The organism is Bradyrhizobium sp. USDA 327, assembly GCF_041262065.1.
In the GTDB taxonomy this organism is placed as follows: domain Bacteria; phylum Pseudomonadota; class Alphaproteobacteria; order Rhizobiales; family Xanthobacteraceae; genus Bradyrhizobium; species Bradyrhizobium liaoningense.
In genome coordinates this window covers 7548633-7569022 of record NZ_JBGCCW010000001.1, presented here as the reverse complement: position 1 = coordinate 7569022, position 20390 = coordinate 7548633, and the positions used below count along the sequence as shown (strand labels likewise).

At 64.0% G+C, this 20390-nt stretch carries 21 protein-coding genes; 9 read left to right on the top strand and 12 right to left on the bottom strand.

Translation table 11 applies throughout. The features are described from left to right. Nucleotides 1–12: 12 nt before the first annotated feature. From boxC to ABIA42_RS35640, 3 genes are all read right to left on the bottom strand, one after another. Nucleotides 13–1701, bottom strand: a complete 1689-nt coding sequence (boxC, locus tag ABIA42_RS35650) for a 2,3-epoxybenzoyl-CoA dihydrolase (protein ID WP_370116366.1) — start codon at nt 1699–1701, stop codon at nt 13–15. A 132-nt stretch (nt 1702–1833) separates the two neighbouring features. Continuing rightward, nucleotides 1834–2652 carry an alpha/beta fold hydrolase gene (locus ABIA42_RS35645; RefSeq protein ID WP_370116367.1) on the bottom strand — a complete coding sequence of 273 codons (819 nt, stop codon included), beginning with the start codon at nt 2650–2652 and terminating at the stop codon, nt 1834–1836. A 225-nt stretch (nt 2653–2877) separates the two neighbouring features. Beyond that, entirely contained in the window at nt 2878–4419 is a 1542-nt protein-coding gene (locus tag ABIA42_RS35640) for a benzoate-CoA ligase family protein (RefSeq protein WP_271527309.1), read from the bottom strand. An 84-nt stretch (nt 4420–4503) separates the two neighbouring features. On the opposite strand from ABIA42_RS35640, the gene ABIA42_RS35635 reads away from it, so the two are divergent. Both ABIA42_RS35635 and ABIA42_RS35630 read left to right on the top strand, forming a co-directional pair. Next, nucleotides 4504–5448 carry a helix-turn-helix transcriptional regulator gene (locus ABIA42_RS35635; protein WP_370123754.1) on the top strand — a complete coding sequence of 315 codons (945 nt, stop codon included), beginning with the start codon at nt 4504–4506 and terminating at the stop codon, nt 5446–5448. Nucleotides 5449–5450: 2 nt separating this feature from the next. Further along, entirely contained in the window at nt 5451–5846 is a 396-nt protein-coding gene (locus ABIA42_RS35630; protein ID WP_370116368.1) for a group II truncated hemoglobin, read from the top strand. Nucleotides 5847–6073: 227 nt separating this feature from the next. Here the strand turns inward: ABIA42_RS35630 and ABIA42_RS35625 are convergent, their stop codons facing one another. Beyond that, complete coding sequence (locus ABIA42_RS35625) at nt 6074–6406, bottom strand: PRC-barrel domain-containing protein (RefSeq protein ID WP_061026089.1); 333 nt, start codon at nt 6404–6406, stop codon at nt 6074–6076. A 233-nt stretch (nt 6407–6639) separates the two neighbouring features. Between ABIA42_RS35625 and ABIA42_RS35620 the strand changes: the two genes are divergently transcribed. The 3 genes from ABIA42_RS35620 (at nt 6640) to ABIA42_RS35610 (ending at nt 8754) form a co-directional block, all read left to right on the top strand. Next, a complete protein-coding gene (locus ABIA42_RS35620) occupies nt 6640–7473 on the top strand; it encodes an AraC family transcriptional regulator (protein ID WP_271527311.1) in 834 nt (277 codons plus the stop codon). Nucleotides 7474–7547: 74 nt separating this feature from the next. Beyond that, the gene (locus ABIA42_RS35615; RefSeq protein ID WP_370116370.1) at nt 7548–7982 is read left to right on the top strand and encodes a VOC family protein; all 435 of its coding nucleotides are present in this window, start codon (nt 7548–7550) and stop codon (nt 7980–7982) included. 91 nt (nt 7983–8073) lie between these two features. Then, nucleotides 8074–8754 (top strand): transglutaminase family protein, encoded by a 681-nt coding sequence (locus tag ABIA42_RS35610; protein ID WP_370116372.1) that lies wholly within the window; start codon nt 8074–8076, stop codon nt 8752–8754. A gap of 95 nt (nt 8755–8849) precedes the next feature. Here ABIA42_RS35610 and ABIA42_RS35605 read toward each other — a convergent pair whose 3' ends face one another. Beyond that, nucleotides 8850–9635 (bottom strand): IclR family transcriptional regulator C-terminal domain-containing protein, encoded by a 786-nt coding sequence (locus ABIA42_RS35605; RefSeq protein ID WP_370116374.1) that lies wholly within the window; start codon nt 9633–9635, stop codon nt 8850–8852. Between the two features lie 109 nt (nt 9636–9744). Here ABIA42_RS35605 and ABIA42_RS35600 point away from each other — a divergent pair, with 109 nt between their 5' ends. Next, entirely contained in the window at nt 9745–11103 is a 1359-nt protein-coding gene (locus ABIA42_RS35600) for a Rieske 2Fe-2S domain-containing protein (protein ID WP_370116376.1), read from the top strand. A gap of 144 nt (nt 11104–11247) precedes the next feature. Continuing rightward, the gene (locus tag ABIA42_RS35595) at nt 11248–12684 is read left to right on the top strand and encodes a glutamine synthetase family protein (RefSeq protein ID WP_370116378.1); all 1437 of its coding nucleotides are present in this window, start codon (nt 11248–11250) and stop codon (nt 12682–12684) included. A 591-nt stretch (nt 12685–13275) separates the two neighbouring features. Here ABIA42_RS35595 and ABIA42_RS35590 read toward each other — a convergent pair. The 7 genes from ABIA42_RS35590 to ABIA42_RS35560 form a co-directional block, all read right to left on the bottom strand. Continuing rightward, nucleotides 13276–13989 (bottom strand): ABC transporter ATP-binding protein, encoded by a 714-nt coding sequence (locus ABIA42_RS35590; protein WP_271527317.1) that lies wholly within the window; start codon nt 13987–13989, stop codon nt 13276–13278. Next, the gene (locus ABIA42_RS35585; protein ID WP_271527318.1) at nt 13982–14749 is read right to left on the bottom strand and encodes an ABC transporter ATP-binding protein; all 768 of its coding nucleotides are present in this window, start codon (nt 14747–14749) and stop codon (nt 13982–13984) included. The genes ABIA42_RS35590 and ABIA42_RS35585 overlap by 8 nt, the downstream gene beginning before the upstream one ends. Then, complete coding sequence (locus ABIA42_RS35580; protein ID WP_370116381.1) at nt 14742–15686, bottom strand: branched-chain amino acid ABC transporter permease; 945 nt, start codon at nt 15684–15686, stop codon at nt 14742–14744. Before ABIA42_RS35580 ends, ABIA42_RS35585 begins: the two co-directional genes overlap by 8 nt. Then, the gene (locus ABIA42_RS35575; protein ID WP_036042790.1) at nt 15683–16600 is read right to left on the bottom strand and encodes a branched-chain amino acid ABC transporter permease; all 918 of its coding nucleotides are present in this window, start codon (nt 16598–16600) and stop codon (nt 15683–15685) included. The genes ABIA42_RS35580 and ABIA42_RS35575 overlap by 4 nt, the downstream gene beginning before the upstream one ends. Nucleotides 16601–16897: 297 nt before the next feature. After that, on the bottom strand, nt 16898–17116 hold the full coding sequence (locus tag ABIA42_RS35570; RefSeq protein ID WP_370116382.1) for a hypothetical protein: 219 nt from the start codon (nt 17114–17116) through the stop codon (nt 16898–16900). A 1-nt stretch (nt 17117) separates the two neighbouring features. Then, a complete protein-coding gene (locus ABIA42_RS35565; RefSeq protein WP_271527470.1) occupies nt 17118–17786 on the bottom strand; it encodes an acyl-homoserine-lactone synthase in 669 nt (222 codons plus the stop codon). A 71-nt stretch (nt 17787–17857) separates the two neighbouring features. Next, complete coding sequence (locus ABIA42_RS35560) at nt 17858–18586, bottom strand: autoinducer binding domain-containing protein (RefSeq protein ID WP_370116384.1); 729 nt, start codon at nt 18584–18586, stop codon at nt 17858–17860. A gap of 163 nt (nt 18587–18749) precedes the next feature. On the opposite strand from ABIA42_RS35560, the gene ABIA42_RS35555 reads away from it, so the two are divergent. After that, nucleotides 18750–18926 (top strand): hypothetical protein, encoded by a 177-nt coding sequence (locus tag ABIA42_RS35555; RefSeq protein WP_271527322.1) that lies wholly within the window; start codon nt 18750–18752, stop codon nt 18924–18926. A 399-nt stretch (nt 18927–19325) separates the two neighbouring features. Beyond that, nucleotides 19326–20264 (top strand): LysR family transcriptional regulator, encoded by a 939-nt coding sequence (locus ABIA42_RS35550; protein ID WP_271527323.1) that lies wholly within the window; start codon nt 19326–19328, stop codon nt 20262–20264. Nucleotides 20265–20390 lie beyond the last annotated feature (126 nt).

Here is a 20390-nt window from a genome sequence, read left to right as displayed (position 1 = left end):
ACACGAAAATCATCAAACCCGCGTCATATCGAATTTCGGCTTCTGGCCGCTGCCGTAGCGGCGCAGCGCGCCTTCCTCGCCGACGGCGTTGGGGCGCTGGAAGATCCAGTTCTGCCAAGCGGTGAGGCGCGCGAAGATCTTCGACTCCATCGTCTCGGGGCCGACGAAGCGCAGGCTCGCTTCCATGCCGGTGAGGCTGTCGGGCGAGAAGCTGGCGCGCTCCTCGAGGAACACGCGGACCTCGTCGTCCCAGTCGATGTCGTCGAGCGCGAAGGTGACGAGGCCGAGCTCCTCGGCCTCCTCGGCATCGAGGCTGGTGCCGATGGTCGCTTCCGCGCGCTCCACATCGGACGGATCGGCCTGGAAGCGCGATTGAAGCCGCGTCAGGCCATGGCTCATCGGATACGGCCCGAAATTCATCGCGGACAGCTCGATCGACGGCGGCGGCCGATTGTCGCCCTGACGCGTGCCGATCAGCATGTAGGAGCGGTCGGCGGCAAACACGAGCTCGGCGAGCGTACCGGCAAAGCAGGAACCGGGCTCGACCAGCGTCACCAGTGTGCGCGAGGTGACGTCGATGCGCTTGAGCACGCGCTTCCAGTAGTGCCTGATCTCGTTGACCAGCCAGTGCGCCTTGTTGGCTTCGAGGAAAGCATCGCAAGCGAGCACATGGGCACGATCGCCGTGGCTCTTGAACACCAGCATGGCGATCTCGAGCTCGTTGATGCGCAGATGCAGGATGGCGTCATCGAGCTCGCGTGCGACCTGGAGCGGCCAGAACGAAGCGCCCTGCGCCATCATGCCGTCAATGTCGGCAGGCGGCGCGGCCTCCGGCGCCTTGATCGAGATGGTGGCGATGCGGGCAGCGCGATCGATATCGACGGTGACGAAGCCGTAGCGGATGCTGTTTTCGTCGATGACGCGCTTGAGCGGCGTCAATGCGATGCCCTTGCCGCTGCCGGTGCGTTTCGAGGCTGCCGCGAATTCCTTGGCGCGCTCGGCGATTTTGGCTTCCAATTTGGAATTCGGCGCGATCTCATCGACGAGACGCCACTGCACCGCGCGCTTGCCCTTCACACCCTCCTCGATGGTGCAGAAAAAATCGGCGTGGTCGCGGCGCACCTTGCGCTTGTCGACCACACGCGTGAGACCGCCGGTGCCGGGCAGCACCGCGAGCAGCGGCACTTCAGGCAACGCAACGGCGGACGAGCCGTCATCGGCGAGAATGATGTGATCGGTCGCAAGCGCCAGTTCGTAGCCGCCGCCGGCGGCCGAGCCGTTCACCACGGTGATGAAGCGCTGGCCGGAATTCTCCGAGGAATCTTCCATGCCGTTGCGGGTCTCGTTGGTGAACTTGCAGAAATTGACCTTGTGAGCGTGGGTCGAGCCCGCGAGCATGCGGATATTGGCGCCGGCGCAGAACACGCGGTTCTTGGCCGAGCGCATCACCACGACCTTGACCTCGGGATGCTCGAAGCGCAGGCGCTGAATCGCGTCGGCAAGCTCGATGTCGACGCCGAGGTCATAGGAGTTGAGCTTGAGCAGGTAGCCCTCGAACAGGCCGCCGTTCTCGTCGACATCCATGGTCAGCGTCGCAACGTCGCCCTCGACCGCGAGCTTCCAATGCTTGTAGCGGGACGGTTCGGTCTGGAAATCGATGAATGTCGCGCCGCCTGCGAGGCGCCGATCTTCCCCGGCCATGGGTCATCCCTGAGCTTGATTATACGTTTAGGCTTGAACGTTAGATGCACAATAGTGCATCTTTTTGGATACGTCTAGCCCTCAACAGCTATAGCATGCACTTTGTTTCATGGCGACCACTATCGGCCGCCATCACGCGGCGCGTCCTTGCAGGCCCTGATCGTCGCGCAGGGCCGCTCTTGCGAACTGCTCGATCGCCTCGAGTGCCGGCCCGGGCGCTTCACGATGCGGAGAATGTCCCGCGCCTGGAATGATCTTCGGATCGACCGGGCAGTAGCACTCTTCCTGCGCGATCTCGACCTGACGCAGGGTGCCATATTGGTCGTCAGCGCCTTGCAGGACCATGATGGGGACGCGGACATAGGCCAGGTATTCCGAGATGTCCCAATCGCGGAACTTCGGATCGAGCCAGGCGCCGTTCCAGCCGTAGAAGGCGTTGTCGACATCCTTGTGCCAGCGCGCCAGCTTTGCCCTGAGGTCCGTGGTCTCGAACGTCGTCTTGATCGCGGCGATCGATTTGATCGAGATGTCCTCGACGATGAAATGCGGCGCGATCAGCACGAGACCGTTCAGGCGATGATCCTGATGCGCCCCGGCATAAATCGTCGCGATCGAGGCGCCGTCAGAATGGCCGAGCAGGAGGCCACGCTTGAAGTCGATCGCATCGAGCAGCTTCGGCAGCACGTCCAGCGCCTCGCGCTGCATGTAGTCGAGCGGCCGCGGCAGTGCGACCGGACTGGACTGGCCGTAACCCGCGCGTGAATAGGCGAAGATGCCGGCGCCGGTCGCCTGCTGCAGCTTTTCCGGGAAGTCGCCCCAGAGGCCGACCGAGCCGAGGCCTTCATGCAGCATCACGATGGTCGGCGCGTCGGCGGCCTGCGGCGCGAGCCATTTGTATTCGAGGCTGGCGCCATCAATGCGGAGAAATCCGGTGGGGGTGAGGTTGGTCATGCTGTTCTTCCTGTTCGCTCCGTCTGCACCCTCCCCTGGAGGGGGAAGGGTCGGCTCATATCGAGCGCAGCGAGATGTGAGACGGGGTGGGGTGACAGTCTCTCCGCGGATGCGGTGCCCGTGTGGAGAGATCACCCCACCCCGCTTCGCATTGCGCTTCGCTCAACGCGAAGCGACCCTCCCCCTCCAGGGGAGGGTAAGCAAGCGAGTCCACCGCCTGCACCATCAATGCGCTCCTTCCCGCAGCTTGAACCGCTGGATCTTCCCCGTCGCCGTCTTCGGCAACGAGTCGACCACGTCGATCCAGCGCGGGTATTTCCATGGGCCGATCTTCTGCTTGACGTGCTCCTTGAGCGTCTCCTGCAAGTCCGTCGTTGTCGCGCCCGGCCGCAGCACGACGAAGGCCTTCGGCTTCAACAGCCCCTCCGGATCGGCTTCGGGCACGACGGCGGCTTCCAGCACGGCCGGATGCGTGATCAGCGCGCTCTCGACCTCGAACGGTGAGACCCAGATGCCGGAGACCTTGAACATGTCGTCGGCGCGGCCGCAGAAGGTGTAGCGACCCTCGGCGTCCCTGACATATTTGTCGCCCGTGCGCGTCCACGGTCCCTCGAACGTGCGGCGGCTCTTGTGCCGCTGGTTCCAGTAGCCTTCGCCGGCCGAGGGCGCGTCGACCAGGAGCTCGCCGACCTCGCCGTCGGCAACGTCCTGACCGGCCTCGTTGACGAGCCGCACCGCATAACCCGGCACCGGCTTGCCGGAGGAGCCGTATTTGATGTCGCCGGGCGCGTTCGAGAGGAAAATGTGCAGGAGCTCGGTCGAGCCGACGCCGTCGAGGATGTCGACGCCGAAGCGCGCCTTCCAGCTGTTGCCGACCGATTCCGGCAGCGCCTCGCCGGCCGAGGTGCAGATGCGCAACGCCTTGCCGCAGCGCTCGCCCTTCATCGCCTCGTCGTTGAGCATCGCCGCGAACAGCGTCGGCACGCCGTAGAAGATCGAGGGATTGTAGCGGTTCATCAGATCGAACATGCGGGCCGGCGTCGGACGCTCGCTGTTGAGGATCACGCTGGCGCCGACCGACATCGGGAAGGTCAACGCGTTGCCGAGGCCATAGGCGAAGAACAATTTTGCCGCTGACAGACAGACATCGCTCTCGCGAATGCCGAGCACCTGCTTCGCATAGGTGTCCGCCGTCGCCTGCAAATTCGAGTGCAGATGGCGCACGCCTTTGGGCATGCCGGTCGAGCCGGACGAGTACAGCCAGAACGCCGGCTCGTCCGGATGCGTCGCGGCAGTGGTGAACCGGTCGCTCTCGCCTGAGAGCTCCTCGGCGAGCTGCTTGTGGCCGTTCTGCTTGGCACCGGAGACCACGACATGCTCGAGATCGGGCATGCGGCCGACGACGTCCTTGATGACGGGATAGAGCGCTTCGGACACGAACAGCACGCGCGCGCGGCAGTCGGCGAGGATGTAGGCGTACTGGTCCGCGGTCAGCAGCGTGTTGAGCGGCACCGGCACGATACCGGCGCGGATCGCGCCCAGGAACACGATTGGGAAATCGATCGTATCCAGCATGATCATCGCCACGCGCTCCTCGCGGCGGACGCCAAGCCGGCGCAGCATGTTGGCGGCGCGCCGGGTCTCGCGCGAGAGCTCGCCATAGGTGAGCCGCGAGACCGTGTCGTCGAAGGCGAGCTTGCTGGCGCGGCCTTCCTCGACGTTACGGTCGAGCAGCCAGGTCACCGCGTTGTAGGATCCCTCGCTCACGAACATCTCCCCCGAATTTAGAATTATAATTCATAGAAAGACACCGCGGCGGCTTGCTGTCAATGCCAGCAGGCATTATGTTTCATTAAAACGCGCCGCAGGACATCCGTAAAGAGACTCATGACCGAAAGTCCCGACGCCGAATCCCGATTTCTCGAACAGCTCGGCCAGCGTGTGCGCACCATGCGCGCATTGCGCGGCATGTCGCGCAAGGTGCTCGCCAAGGTATCCGGGATTTCGGAGCGCTACATCGCGCAGCTCGAAAGCGGCAAAGGCAATGTCTCCATCGTGCTGCTGCGCCGCGTCTCGGACGCGATGGGCGCGCACCTCGAAGATTTGCTCCCCTCGGCCGATCCGACGCCGGACTGGCAGATGTTTCGCGATCTCTTGCGCAAGGCAACGCCGGCGCAGATCGCGCAGGCCAAGGATTTGCTCGCCGGCGGCAGCGCCTCCGCCCCGCGGCGCGCGCCATTCTGCGGCATCGCACTGATCGGCCTGCGCGGCGCCGGCAAGTCCACGCTCGGCAAGATCCTGGCGAAAAAGATCGGCTGGAGTTTCGTCGAGCTCAACAAGGAGGTCGAGCAGCAGAACGGCCTCTCGGTCGCCGAGATCATCGCGCTCTACGGCCAGGAAGGCTTTCGCCGCATGGAGCAGGCGGCGCTGCAACAGCTGCTTGCGCGCAACGAGCTGATGGTGCTGGCAACCGGCGGCGGCATCGTCTCCGAGCCCCTGACCTTCGACCAGGTCCTGACCTCGTTCTACACGATCTGGCTGAAGGCCGAGCCCGAGGAGCACATGGCTCGCGTCCGCCGCCAGGGCGATCTGCGCCCGATGGCGGATGATCGCTCCGCAATGGCGGAGCTGCGCAACATCCTGCTCAGCCGCGAGCCGCTGTATTCGCGCGCGACGGCGGTGGTGGATACGGCTGGGCTTTCGGTCGATGCAGCTGCTGCACGGCTGATTGATGCGGTGCGGCCAGTGCTGCAGAACGAGGCGCGCAGCTTCGGGCTGCGCAGCGTGGCACTGTAGAGATGGCCGACAGCAACGTCGCAATTTCCATGTTCGAGCGGATCGGCGGCAGTGCCACGATCGATCGTCTCGTCGACCGCTTCTATGACCGGATGGACACGCTGCCGGAAGCGCAAGCGATCCGCGCCATGCATGCGGACGATCTCGGCCTGATCAGGGACGTCTTGAAGCGCTATCTCACCGAGTGGACCGGCGGCCCGCGGCTATACTCCGTCGAGAAGGGCCATCCGCGACTGCGCCAGCGCCATATCGGCTTCGCTATCGGCGATGCCGAGCGCGACGCGTGGCTGCTCTGCATGCGCGGCGCGCTGGAAGAGACGGTGACAGATAGCGACGCGCGGCAGGATCTCGACACGGCACTATCCGGTCTTGCCGATTGGATGCGCAACCGGAACTGATCGGGACCGTATTGCCGACATTTGGCCGCCTACGGAAGTTGCGACGCCGCTAAAGCATGATCCGGAAAAGTGCACAGCGGTTTTCCGAGAAGATCATGCTTAAACAACAACCTGAAGCGTGACGAGACAGGGCATGATTGCTGCAACGACGGAGATGCACTCCCTCTCCCGTTAGCGGGAGAGGTGTACGAGCCGCAGCGATCGATTCAACCTAAGGCCATTCCGCTTTAGATCGACCAGTAATGCGGATGCGGGTACGGCCGCGAGCGGTCGCCCCAGTCGAACGCGTCGCCATCGAATTCGCATGGGCCGCTGCTGAGCTCGTCCAGCGTCAGCTCGATCTGGAAAGCCTGCCGTCCTGGATCGTATTTCAGCGCGCTCCACTGGAGCGGATAATGGTGACGCGTACCGAGCAGCCCGCCGGTCTTGATCACGGCATAGGCGACCGTTCCGCTCATCTTGTCCAGCATCAGTCGCTCGATCGTGCCGAGCTTTGTGCCGTCGCGTCCGTAGACGGCGACGTGCTCCACGCGATCACTGGGAACCATGGTGTGGTTCATGGTGTCCTCCCTGTTCTCTTGTGCTTGCAGCAACTATAGCACCGTTTTCGAGGCGGCGGGAGCAGCTACAGAAGCTGCGATCGCACCGCCTCCGCGCCTTTCCGCAACAACGGCAGGAAGCGGTTGATCGGTTCCCGCGCCGGCAAGCGATCGACATGCTGCCGGAAGCGACTCTGTCTCTTGGTGCGATGCCGTCGTCCGGCTAAGCTGTGCATGACAACGGAGGCTTCTCCATGGACGCAAGCACCGCGCCGGAAGTCATCAGACGGCCCGTTCCCGCGCATATGGCGCACGTCGTCTCGTCGATCTCGTGCTACCGCGAGCGTGGGCTCGGCCTGACCAATTTTCGGCATGCCGCGCCGTTGGCCCTGCCGTTGCTCATCAGTCTTGGATCCCCCTTCCGCATCGCGCTCGGACGCGACCCCGATCGGGCGGATACCCAGCCGAGCTTTGCGGCCGGCTTGTTTCCCGGACCGGTGCAGATCGAATCCGACGGCCGCGCCATCTGCATCCAGGTCGACTTCACGCCGCTCGGCGCCTATCGGTTCTACGGCGGCGCCGTGCCTGACCTCACGGCGCGCATGGTCGATATCAGAGATTTGCTTGGCCGCGACGGCCGAGAGCTCGGCGAGAGGGTGGCGGAAGCAGAGGGATGGCAGCAACGCCTGGAGATCATCGAGACTTTCGTGCTCGAGCGTACGGTGAACGAACCCTCTCCCGCGATCGCCGCGGCGATCGGCTGGCTCTGGCGCAGCGCCGGCGCGGCGCGCATATCCGAGATTGCAACCGACATCGGCTGGAGCCGCAAGCATCTGTCGCGTCGGTTTCAAAACGAGATCGGCGTTTCACCGAAGACCCTGGCACGGATGCTGCGCTTCCACCGCGCCTGCGAATTGGCGCGCAGCGGGAGCGCGTGCGGATGGGCCGGCATCGCGCTCGAAGCGGGCTTTGCCGACCAGGCGCATCTTGCCCGAGAGTTCCGGGAATTCAGCGGCGAAAGGCCGACCAGCTGGGCCGCGCGGCTGGCGAACATGGATCCCCACCTGATGCGGGAGGCCGGCGGATAAGTCCAGGTCCCATTTCTTCAAGCCGCGGGACGACGGCTGACCTAGGGTGAGCGCGAAACCCACGGGAGACAGTCATGACAGACTCAATCCGGAAGGAAGCGCCGCGCCTGTATCATACACTGCGCTGCAGGGATGCCGAGGCGATGATCGCCTGGCTGACGGACGTGCTTGGCTTCACCGAACGCGTGATCTACAGGCGCGAGAACATCATCGCGCATGCTGAATTGTCGTTCGGGACATCCATCCTGATGCTTGGGGCAGACCGCCCGGATGCCTATGGGAAAAGCGTGGGAGACCTCGACGGACACAGGACCGACTCGGTGTATCTGGCCGTTGACGATCCCGACGCGCTTTACGCAAAGGTGAAGGCATCCGGAGCTCGGATCGAGATGGAATTGCACGATACCGATTACGGCAGCCGGGACTTCTCGGCGCGGGATCCCGAAGGAGGCTTGTGGAGCTTCGGCACCTACTGGCCGAAATTCGGCGAAGACCCCCTGCCGGGCTGATCGCGAGTCACACGGGATGCGCAGGGCTGACATCCAGGCGCAACGAGCACAGAGCGTGGACAACGCCCCGCACCGCATTACACTTGCAAGCATGACCGAGATCCTCCCCGACACCATCCGCCGGCTCTACACCGATCCCGGCGAATACATCGACAGCGATCATCCCGCGGTGCAGCGCTTCGCCGAGAGCAGCGTGCCGGCGGAGGCGAGCGCGCGCGAAAAGGCGAGCGTCCTTTACAAGGCGGTGCGCGACGGGATCCGCTACAACCCTTACGTCAGCATGCGCGTCGCCGAGACTTTTCGCGCATCGAGCGTCCTCGCCGCCGGACAAGGCTATTGCGTCGGCAAGGCGGCGCTCTATGCGGCCGCCTGCCGCGTCCACGGCATCCCCGCCCGCGTCGGCTTTGCCGATGTGAAGAACCATCTCACCACCGAGAAGCTGCGCGCGAGCATGGGCACCGACATCTTCACCTGGCACGGCTTCACGGAAGTGTTCGTCGACGGAGGCTGGCGCAAGGCGACGCCGACGTTCAACGACACGCTCTGCGCCAAGGTCGGCGTGCGCCCGCTCGATTTCGACGGCCACACCGATGCGCTGCTGCATCCCTTCGACGGCGAAGGCCGTGCCTACATGCAATACGTCAATGACCGCGGCAGCTATCACGACGTGCCCGCGAAATTCTTGATGCGCGAGATGGCGCGCGACTACGCCAACATGCAGGGCGAGGATCTGTCGAGCCGCGACATGGAGCGCGAGGCAGAGGCGCTGTAGCGTACAATGCCGTAGCTGGCGGTAGTCGGATCAGCGCAGCGACATCCGGGATTCCTCGCGAACAGTTTCCCAGGGTATCGCTTCGCTCATCCCGGCTACAATAAATGCGAGCGCACCGCCTCCGCCCCTTCCCGCAGCAGCGGCAGAAACCGATCGATCAGTTCCTGTTCCGGGACGCGATCGACATGGGCACCCATGTTGACGGCGGCGACGATGACGCCGTCATAGCGGCGCACCGGAACCGAGATCGAGCGGAAATGCGGCTCGGCCTCGCGGTCGACCAGCGAATAGCCCTGCGTGCGGTCGGCTGTGATGCGCGCGAGCAGCGCGCTCGGGTCCGTCACCGTCTGCGGCGTCAGCGCCTCGCGCGTCATTGCGTTCAGCCGCGCGCCGAGCTCGGCATCGTCGAACTGGCCGAGCATGGCCCGGCCGACAGAGGTGCAGAAAGCCGGCAGGCGATAGCCGATCTCCAGGCCACCCGAGAAGACTCGCGTCGGACCGCCGCGGGCGATGAACACGACGTCGTCGCGATCCAGCACCGCGAGCGACGAGATCTCCTGCGCCGCGGTTGCGATGCGATCGAGCACGGGTTGGAGCACCGCAACGAGCTGGTTTGAGCGCAGGTAAGACGCTGCCAGCGTCAGCACATGCGGCGTCAACGAGAACAGCTTTCCGTCACCGGAGACGAAGCCGCCGCGCTGGAGCGTGAACAGCATGCGCCGTGCGGTGGCGCGCGGAAGCTCCGCAGCCCGGGCGAGATCGCTCAACGTCATCGGCCCGGCCGTCGTGCCGAAGCACTGAAGCAGGCGCAGCCCGCGATCAAGGCTCTCGACGAAATCCGTCCCGCGTTCGTCGCTCTCGCTCCGCTTCAGCTTGGGCATGGGTGGGACAATCCTGCAAAATAGTGCTTGCTGTTGCTTCAAGGCATGTCATAATTCGCCCATTCGTTCAATAGGCGAACAAACGCCACTCCACAAGGATGCACGCGCCATGATGAGCCAGGAGCAGAACGACCTGATCACCCGCACCGGGCCGAAGGACCCCTGCGGCAAGCTGATGCGGAGCTATTGGCAACCGGCAGCGCTGGTGGACGAGCTGGAGGGGGCGCGGCCAATCCGTCCCGTAAAACTGCTTGGCGAGAATCTGGTGTTGTTCCGCGACGAAGCTGGACGTTACGGCCTGATCGATCGCCATTGCGCCCATCGCGGCGCCGACCTCGCCTTCGGCCGGCTCGAACATGGCGGCCTGCGCTGCGCCTTCCATGGCTGGCTATTCGACGCCACCGGCCAGTGCATCGAGACGCCGGCCGAGCCGAAGGATTCGAAACTCTGTCAAAATATCCGCCAGCGCTCCTATCCCGTGGTCGAGAAAAGCGGAATCCTCTGGGCCTATCTCGGCGAAGGTGAACCGCCGGCATTCCCGGAGATCGACTGTTTCGTCGCGCCCGGCACGCACACCTTTGCGTTCAAGGGCCACATGGCCTGCAACTGGCTGCAGGCGCTGGAGGTCGGCATCGATCCGGCGCACGCTTCCTATCTGCACCGCTTCTTCGAGGACGAGGACACGTCCACGGCGTATGGCAAGCAATTCCGCGGCGCCTCTGCCGGCTCCGATCTGCCGATGACGAAAATCCTGCGCGAATACGACCGTCCGATCATCAATGTCGAGCACACCGAATATGGTCTCAGGCTGATCGCGCTTCGCGAGATCGACGAGGAGCGGACGCATGTGCGCGTCACCAACCAGCTCTTCCCGCACGGCTTCGTCATCCCCATGAGCACGGAGATGACGATCACGCAGTGGCACGTGCCGATCGACGACGAGAACTGCTATTGGTACGCGATCTTCACCAGCTACACGAGCCCGGTCGACAAGCAGAAGATGCGCGACCAGCGGCTCGAGCTCTATGAGCTGCCGGACTACAAATCGCGCAAGAACCGCAGCAACGACTACGGTTTCGATCCGCACGAGCAGCAGACCGCGACCTATACCGGCATGGGCAACGACATCAACGTCCACGACCAGTGGGCAGTTGAATCGATGGGCGCGATCCAGGACCGCACCAAGGAGCATCTCGGCCAGAGCGACAAGGCGATCGTGCAATACCGCCGCCTGCTCCGGCAGGAGATCGAGAAGGTCTCCGGCGGCGAGAAGCCGATGCTGTTCCTCGACGAGGCCAATGCACGCAGCATCCAGGGGCCGGCGACCATGGACGGCATCGGGCCGACGCGGGGCTGGGAGACCTATTGGATGGAGGTCGACGTCAAGCGCCGCCGCGGCGCGCCCTGGACCGCACCGGTGCCGAAGGAGATCGCTGGCAAGGTGCATCGGCTGACGGCGGCGGAGTGACGTGACGCTCTATCCTCGTCATTGCGAGCGCAGCGAAGCAATCCAGACTGCCTCCGCTCACGGACTTCTGGATTGCTTCGCTGCGCTCGCATTGACGGAGAATGTGGCGCATGCTTCGCGCCTCACGGCTGGAGGAGTAGAGAAGTGACTTTCGTCGCGCGTCATAGGCTGTGGTCGGATGAGCAGAGGGACGCAGCTCAGCGCATGCGCCGCATCGTCGAGGAGAGGAACCTCGAGGTCATCCGCCTCGCCTTCCCCGACCAGCACGGCATCTTGCGCGGCAAGACGATCGTCGCCTCCGAGGCGATCGCCTCGCTGGAGAGCGGCTGCTCCATCACCACGACCATGCTCGCCAAGGATAGCTCGCACCGCACGGTATTCCCCGTGTTCACGGCGGGCGGCGGCTTCGGCATGAAGGAGATGGAGGGCGCCGCCGACGTGCTGATGGTCGCCGACCCCGCCACCTTTCGCGTCTTGCCGTGGGCGCCGACAACGGGCTGGGTGCTGTGCGATCTCTATTTCAACGATGGCCGCCCGGTGCCGTTCGCGACGCGCGGGCTGTACAAGCGCGTGCTCGATGAACTCGGCGCACGCGGTTACGACTTCGTCGCGGGCCTCGAAGTGGAGTTCCACATCTTCAGGCTCGACGATCCGCATATGCGGGCCGAGGATGCCGGCCAGCCCGGCACGCCGCCCTCGGTCAGCCTGCTCAGCCACGGCTATCAATATCTCACCGAGCAGCGCTTCGATCAGATGGAGCCGGTGCTGGAGATTTTGCGGCGTGACATCGTGGCGCTCGGGCTTCCCTTGCGGTCGGTCGAGGTCGAGTTCGGGCCGAGCCAGTGCGAGTTCACTTTCGCGCCGAAGAAGGGCTTGGAGTCCGCCGACAACATGGTGCTGTTTCGGAGCGCCGTGAAGCAGATCGCGCGCCGCCACGGCTATCACGCCACCTTCATGTGCCGGCCGAAACTGCCTAACGTGTTCGCGAGCGGCTGGCACCTGCATCAGTCGATCGTCTCGCGCGCGAGCGGTGACAACCTGTTCATGGCGAAAGGCGGCGGCGAGCCGCTCAGCGCGTTCGGCCGCGCCTACCTCGCCGGCCTGCTCGATCATGCCCGCGCATCGACCGTGTTCACTACCCCGACCATCAACGGCTACAAGCGCTACCGCTCCTATTCGCTGGCCCCGGACCGTGCGATCTGGGGCCGTGACAATCGCGGCGTGATGATCCGCGTGCTGGGCGGGCCCAATGATGCCGCAACGCGCCTGGAGAACCGCATCGGCGAGCCCGCCGCCAATCCCTATCTCTACATGGCCTCGCAGATTCTCTCAGGGCTCGACGGCGTCGACCGCAAGCTCGATCCCGGCCCCTCGGCCGACACGCCCTACGAGACCAAAGCGCCGCCATTGCCGAAATCGCTGCGCGATGCGGTCGCCGCGCTGAAGGACGATCCTTTCTTCCGCGAGAAGCTCGGGGCCGAGTTCGTCGACTACTACACTCACATCAAGAACGCCGAGATCGATCGCTTCCTGTCCGAGGTCACCGACTGGGAGCATCGCGAGTATTTCGAGATGTTTTGAGCAAGTCCGGCTCGATCCGGCACCGATGGCCTACTTCAGCCAGCTCGAACTGGTGCATTGCTTCACGCTCCCGTGAGGCGACTTCTTCCGGAATGTTCCGACGACATTGCCCCACTCGGGACGAAGCCATTTCCTCATTCCGCGAAAACCGCCGGAAAGACATGCGGCCTATAACCACACCCCATGATCAACAGCGGAGTTCGATCATGTGGGATCAATTTTTCAGCCTGATCTATCGCTTGTCCTGTCGGACCACCCTGATCGAGATCGGCATGCACCGCCTCTCGCGCTAGTCGGGCGCCGCATGCGGTCACACGGGAAGCGACCAAGACCGACATCGCCAAGCCAAAGCGCCGGCAGTCGTCGACGGGGGCGCGGGTGATCCGCGAGCTGCACCGCCATGGGATCTATTGGTGATGACGAATGTCATCCCGGCGAAGGCCGGGACGCATTACCCCCAGGGGGACGTTTGACGAAGACTCCTCGCCCGGTCCTGATACCGACCGCAATCGATATAAGTCCTGGCCTTAGCCAGGACGACGCTGAATGTGAGGCACTGGCACTCCACGCCTCACCTTGCCGGCGGAAGCGCTAGATCCCCAGATATTTGTGCTGCAGATCCGGCTCGGCCACGAGTTCGTCGGAGGTGCCGCTCCACACCGTCCTGCCGCGCTCGATGATGTAGTGGCGGTCGCAGATGCGGGCGAGATGGTCGACATTCTTGTCGACGACCAGGATCGACTGTCCCCGGCTCTTGAGCAGCGACAAGCAGTTCCAGATTTCCTCGCGGATCAGCGGCGCAAGGCCCTCGGTTGCTTCGTCCAGGATCAGGAGTTTTGGATTGGTCATCAATGCGCGGCCGATCGCGAGCATCTGCTGCTCACCGCCGGAGAGCTGGTTGCCCATGTTCGAGGCGCGCTCGGCGAGGCGCGGGAACAGCACGTAGATCGCGGCGAGCGTCCAGGGATTGCTGCTGCCAAAACGGTCGGCGGCAGCCGCCACCAGGTTCTCGCGCACGGTGAGGTTCGGGAAGATCTGACGCCCCTCCGGAACGAGGCCTACGCCGAGCTTTGCAATCCTGTAGGACGGAAGCTGTCGCACCTCGGCGCCAGCGAAACGGATCGCGCCTGCGCGCGCCGGCGTCAGGCCCATGATGGAGCGGATGGTGGTGGTCTTGCCCATGCCGTTGCGGCCCATCAGCGAGACCATCTCGCCCGGCTTGATCGACAGCGACAGGCCGAACAGCACCTGGGACAAGCCGTAGCAGGTCTCGATGCCTTCGACGTCGAGCAATGTGTCAGCCATGATGCGTCACCACATGCTGATCGCCGAGATAGGCGCGCTTGACGTCCTCGTTCTGACGGATCGCGGCCGGATCGCCGGAGGCGATGACGCGGCCATAGACCAGCACCGAGATGCGATCGGCGAGCGCGAACACCGCCGGCATGTCGTGCTCGACCAGCACGATCGACACTTCCTTCCGTAGCTCCTGCAGCAGCTTCACCATGCGCTGGGATTCGGTGACGCCGAGGCCGGCCATCGGCTCGTCCAGCAGCAGCAATTTCGGCTTGCTGGCGAGCGCGACGGCAAGCTCCAGCTCGCGCCTCTCGCCATGGCTGAGCCTGTTCACCACGACGTCGGCGCGATGCGCGAGACCGACGCGATCGAGCGCCGCATGGGCGGCATCGCGCAGGCCTTTTTCCTTGCGCGCGTTGGCGAAGAAGCGGAACGACGTTCCGGCATGCGCCTGCGCCGCCAACGCGACGTTGTCGGCGGCGGTGAAATCGAGCAGCAGCGAGGTGATCTGGAACGAACGCGCGAGCCCGAGCGCACAGCGGCGATAGGCCGGCAGATAGGTGATGTCGCGGCCACCGAGCAAAACGCGACCGGAATGCGGGGAAAGATGTCCTGTGAGCTGACTGATGAGCGTGGTCTTGCCGGCACCGTTCGGGCCGATGATGGCGTGCAGCTCGCCTGCCGCGACGTCGAGCGAGACGTGATCCGTCGCGATGATGCCACCGAAGCGACGCACCAGCTTTTCGACGCGGAGCAAGGGTTCAGCCACGGCCAGCCCTCCCCAGCGCGCCCATGATGCCGCCGCGGCCGAACAGGACGATCAGCAGCAGCAGCGGACCCATGATCAGCGCCCAATATTCGGTGATCTGCGACAGAAACTCTTCGAGCAGCAGGAACACCACGGCGCCCATGACCGGGCCGAACAGCGTGCCCATGCCGCCCAGGATCACCATCACCATCAGGTCGCCGGAACGCGTCCAGTACATCACGGCCGGGCTGATGAAATCGGTGTTGTTGGCGAGCAGCGCGCCGGCAAGACCGCACATGGTGCCGGAGATGACGAAGCAGACCAGCTGGTAGCGCTTGGCCGGGAAGCCGATCGCCTGCATGCGCTGCTCGTTGGAACGCAGGCCCTGCAAGACGAGGCCGAAGCGCGAATTGACGATGCGCCAGATCAGGAAGATGACGCCGAACAGGCAGGCAAGGCAGAGATAGTAGAACTGCACGCGATTGCCGAGATCGATCAGGCCGGAGAAGTCGCTGCGCTTGTAGATGGTGAGGCCGTCATCGCCGCCGTAACGCGCCAGCCCCGAGGCGACGTAATAGGCCATCTGGGCGAAGGCAAGCGTGATCATGATGAAATAGACGCCGCGCGTGCGAAGCGAGAGCGCGCCGATCACGAGCGCGTAAATGGCGGAGGCGGCGAGCGCGACCGGAAACTGGATGAAGCCGCTTCCGACGCCCTCCTGAGCGAGCATGCCGACCGCGTAACCGCCGATGCCGAGATAGGCGGCGTGACCAAAGCTCATCATGCCGCCAAAACCCATGATCAGGTTGAGGCTCGCAGCCGCCAGCGCCAGGATGATGATGCGGGTGAACAGCGTCAGGATGAAGATGTTGCCGGAGAGCTGCGAATAGAGCGGCAGCAGCACGAGGCCCGCCAGCAAAAGGGCCGTGACGGCCTTGCTCACCGTGAAAGCCTTCATCGACGATTGGCCGGAAACAGCCCCTCCGGCCGCACCACCAGCACGATCGCCATCAGGAGATAGATCAGCATGGACGACAGGGCCGGCGCGGCGGTGGAGGCAGCGGCGCCGCTCAGCACCTGCCGCAACAGGTTCGGCAGAAAGGCGCGGCCGAGCGTGTCGATCATGCCGACGAAGATCGCGGCGAGGAACGCGCCGCGGATCGAGCCGATGCCGCCGATCACGATGATGACGAAGGCGAGGATCAGGATGTTCTCGCCCATGCCGATCTGCACGGTCAGGATCGGCGCCTGCATCAGGCCGGCAAGGCCCGCGAGCGCGGCTCCCAAACCAAACACCAGCGTATAGAGCAGCTTGATGTTGATGCCGAGCGCACCGATCATCTCGCGATTGGAGGCGCCGGCCCGGATCAGCATGCCGATGCGGGTGCGCATCACGCCGAGATAGAGCAGCAGCGCGACCAGCAAGGCCACCACGATGATCGCGAGGCGATAGGCGGGATAGTGAATGCCGGGCAGGATCGGCACAGGCACAGTGAGCCAGGCCGGCAGCGGCAGCGCAAGGCCGGCCGGGCCCCAGATCAGCCGCACGGCTTCGTTGAAGAACAGGATCAGGCCGAAGGTCGCGAGCACATGGTCGAGATGGTCGCGGCCGTAGAGATGCCGCAGCGCCGTCACCTCCAGCACGATACCGAGCACCAGCGTGGCCCCCAGCGCCATCAGCGCGCCGAGCAGGAAGCTGCCGGTCCAGGCCGCAAAGGTCGCGGCGAAATAGGCGCCCATCATATAGAGCGAGCCGTGCGCAAGGTTGACGAGATCCATGATCCCGAACACCAGCGTCAGGCCGGCGGCGAGCAGAAACAGCAGCAGGCCAAACTGCAATCCGTTCAGGAACTGTTCGACGACGAGCAGCATCAAGACTCTTTCAGGCGCACGCAGCGTCGCGCCGATGTTCGAGCAATGTCGCCATCAGTGAAAGAGCTCCCCCTGCCTCTTCAAGGCCGAAAAATGGGTAATGGCAGTATCGTTCCGAGGCAAGAGCGATTCGACACCAAACATGCACTTTGTTGCATGCCGGTGCATGCGATCGAAATCGGCCTTGCAAGAAGGCTGCCGTGCAGGCTGGGGCAACCTGCCGCACCCAATGATCACCCTCTCGCCGGCGGGCCGCAGAGAGGGTGCAAAATTCGTCGAAATGTAGTGGGTTTAAGTCTAGTGCGACGTCATCCGCGGGGGAAGGTCGTCCGGTTCGGCGAGCGCGCTGTGGGCCGTCGAGGCCTCCAGCGCGGCCATCCGGAACAGATAGGCGAGCGTCGTCAGTCCGGTGTCCTCCGCCATCTGCGCCAGCTCGAGCGCCATATCGGACATGTAGCCGAGATTCTCGTCCTTGATCTGCGCCATGATCTGGCTGTCCCGCATCATGTTCGACATCTCAGGCGCTCTTTCGTTGGGCGGCGAGGCCGCGGAGGTTGGCACGGGCGATGACGTCCAGATGCGGCCCATCCTGACGCACGACCGAAGCCATGCCAATACGGTCATGCAAGACATCGAGCGTCTCGCGACGAATGTCGATGGTCGCCGCCATGGTCCACGCATTCTCCACCAGAGCCGGCAGGCCCAGCGGGGTCACGACGAAGCCGGCCTCGTGGAAGCGCGGCAACCACCAGGTCTCCATGACCGCGCTGACCTGCGCTATTCCCTGATCAAGACAGAACTCCTGCGCCGCCGCCATCAGTTGCAGGTTGAGCAGGCCGTCGCGGCGATGACGCACGACGAAGTAGCGCGACCATTCCCAGACCAGCGGATCCGCGGGGCAGCCGCGAACCGACGCCAGATGCGGGAACACCTCGCTCATCATCGAGGGCTTGGTCGTCGGGTAAAGGCGGTGACCGCCAACCACGCGCCGCCCTTCCAGGGCGAGCAGATAGACGGTGTCCTCGTCATCATAGGAATCGATCTCGCGGCCATCCGGCCTGCGCAGCGCGTCCCAACGCCGCTCCTCGACGAAGATATCGTGACGCAGCCGGAAATGCTGCTCGATCACGTCTTCATACAGGTGGCGATTCGCCACGGAAATTGCGTGAATCATGAAAGCCCCCATCATCCCGAACGGGGGGACAGCATCCGTGAAAAGAGCCGGGTTCGGTACTGGGAAATTTCCCAGTACGGCGCTCAGGGATTGATGATCTTGTTCCGAATCGCCAGCGCCACCGCATGCGTCCGGTTGACGGCGCCGAGCTTGCGCGCGGCAGTTGCAAGATGCTCTTCGGCGGTGCGCTGCGTGATGTGCAGGATCTCGCCGATTTCCCAGGCCGACTTCCCCTGCGAGGCCCAGGCGATCACTTCCCGCTCGCGCGGGGTGAGGCGCGTCGACGGATGCGGCGCCGGCTCGAGCAGACGCCGGATGTGGTCGAAGCCATACATCGCCATCAGGTGCAGTGCCGGCTTGCTGCGGGGATTGAGGTCGAGATGGACGCCGCCGAGCGACACGGCGGCCTCATAGCCGGTCAGCCCGTGGATCGGCACGATGAAACCGCGCGACATGCGAAACTCGCTGGCGCGATTCATCACCTCGGCTGCGTTCGGCTCGAGCTCGGCGTCATAGGGGGCTTCCGACCACTCGAACGGATTGACCGATTGCCGGCACAACCGCACCACCGGGTCGAAGCGATCGTAATTGTTCTCGGTGTAGAGGCTGAACCATGCCGCCGGCCAGCGCTTGGCCAGCACCATCTGTGCAAATCGCTGGTCGGGATTCGGCAATCCCGTCACGATGATGGTTTCGAAGCCGAAGCGACCGAAGGCCACTTCAAGCGCATTCATGGCTTCTGGTACTTTGCGGTAGACGTCCAGGCCTTCGATGAAGTCGAGCGCCTCCCGGCCATAGTCTACGGCGAACATCAGTGCGTTTCCTGACTCTCGGACTCGCGTATAACACGTATTTGGCGAACGCCTCAATTCGAGGCTCCCGTAGTTTACCGGTGCCTGTTTGCTAAGACTCAATCTACTTGTGGAAGAAGTGCCCTCAAGTTACAGCTGTGACTTACGACGAGGGAAAACCACGATGGAAGACGAGAACATCGCCCTCAACAGCGTGCTCGGCCTGGAATTGAACCGCGTGTTTTTCGCCGTCCGCGAAACGGCGAACAAGCAGAAGATCATCGAGTTCGCGCGCAAGGTGCTGCAAAGCGAGCACGCGGAGGCGGCCGAGAACGCATCGCCCGAGGGCCCGGCGAGCTAGCCATCGCAGTTGCAACAAACGACGCCGATGCAACAGATCGCGCGGCGACGCGGCCCTTCCATTTGAACGCGCAGACCCAATCGAAACACTCAGACCGGGAAGTTCTTCGCCTTCTCCTGCTGGAGAAGATCGAAGCACCTAGCCGCGCCCTCGTGCCCCGGACGCGGCGCAGCGTCTCTTCGACGATGCGCTGCAGAGCCGGGGCCCACATTGCATGGAGGCATCGCCGCGACATGGGTCCCGGCTCTGCGCTGCAACGCCAAAGGCGTTGCAGCGCGTCCGGGACACGAGAGCGACTGGCCTCTTCCCGCCACATCGACACACACTTGCCGCTGGATGACATCACGGCTCTCGTGAGATGATGGTGGCCACCATGCTCATCCTTCGGATGCCAAGGCCATGATGACGCTACGCCAGGTCGAAGTGATCCGTGCCGTGATGGTGACGGGCACCATTGGCGGTGCGGCGAAGCTGCTCAACGTGTCGGCGCCAGGGATCAGCCGTCTGGTCAAATACACCGAACGCTCGCTCGGCATCCGCTTCTTCCAGCGCCAGAACGGGCGCTACTTCCCGACGCCGGAAGCCGAGAGCATCTTCGAGCAGATCAACGGGGTCTACAAGAAGGTCGACGATCTCTCCGAGATCATCTCCAAGATCGGCCGCGGCGGCCTGTCGGAGCTGCGCATCGGCTCGGTGCCCAGCATCTCGCAGGTGATGGTGCCGCGCGCGATCGAGCGCGTCCGCCGCCGCTATCCCGATCTCGGCATCGACATCAACATCCTCAAGCTCGAGGAAGCCATCGACTATCTCCTGCTCGGCCGCGGCGAGTGCGTCGCGATGAGCTACCGGCTGGAGCATTCCGGGCTCGACTTCATGCCACTCGCATCGGGCGAGCTCTATTGCATCGTGCCGCCGGGTCACGAGCTCGCCGGCCGCAAGCAGGTCTCGGCCGCCGAGATCACCCGCTATCCGCTGATCGGCATCGACCCGAACGATCCCTACGGGCGGATCATGGCCGAGATCTTTGCGCGCAACCGGCTCGACTACAACATCACCATCCGCGCGCGCTTCGGCACCACGGTCTGCGCGCTGGTGAAGGCGGGGCTCGGCATCGCCATCATCGACCAGTTCACGGTGGCCCATGGCGGCTATCCAGGGATCGAGCTGTTGAAGATCACCGAGCCGACACGGTTCGACACCTACGTCGCAGTGAAGCGCGGCGCGCCGCTGTCGCTGCATGCCGAGTATTTCATCGAGTCCCTGCGCACCGAGATGCGCGCGGTCGAGCCGTCCCGCGGCAACGGCAGGACCGTTTCAGCACGGAGCCGGAGGAAATAACATGATGTTAGGTTGGCCGGATAAAAGGGTAATTGTGTTAGGCGGCGGAAGGGCTATCGTCGCAGCTGGAATTGCGCGGTTTTCCCGGCCAATGGCCGAGACCGGACGCTCCCAACGAGACGATGG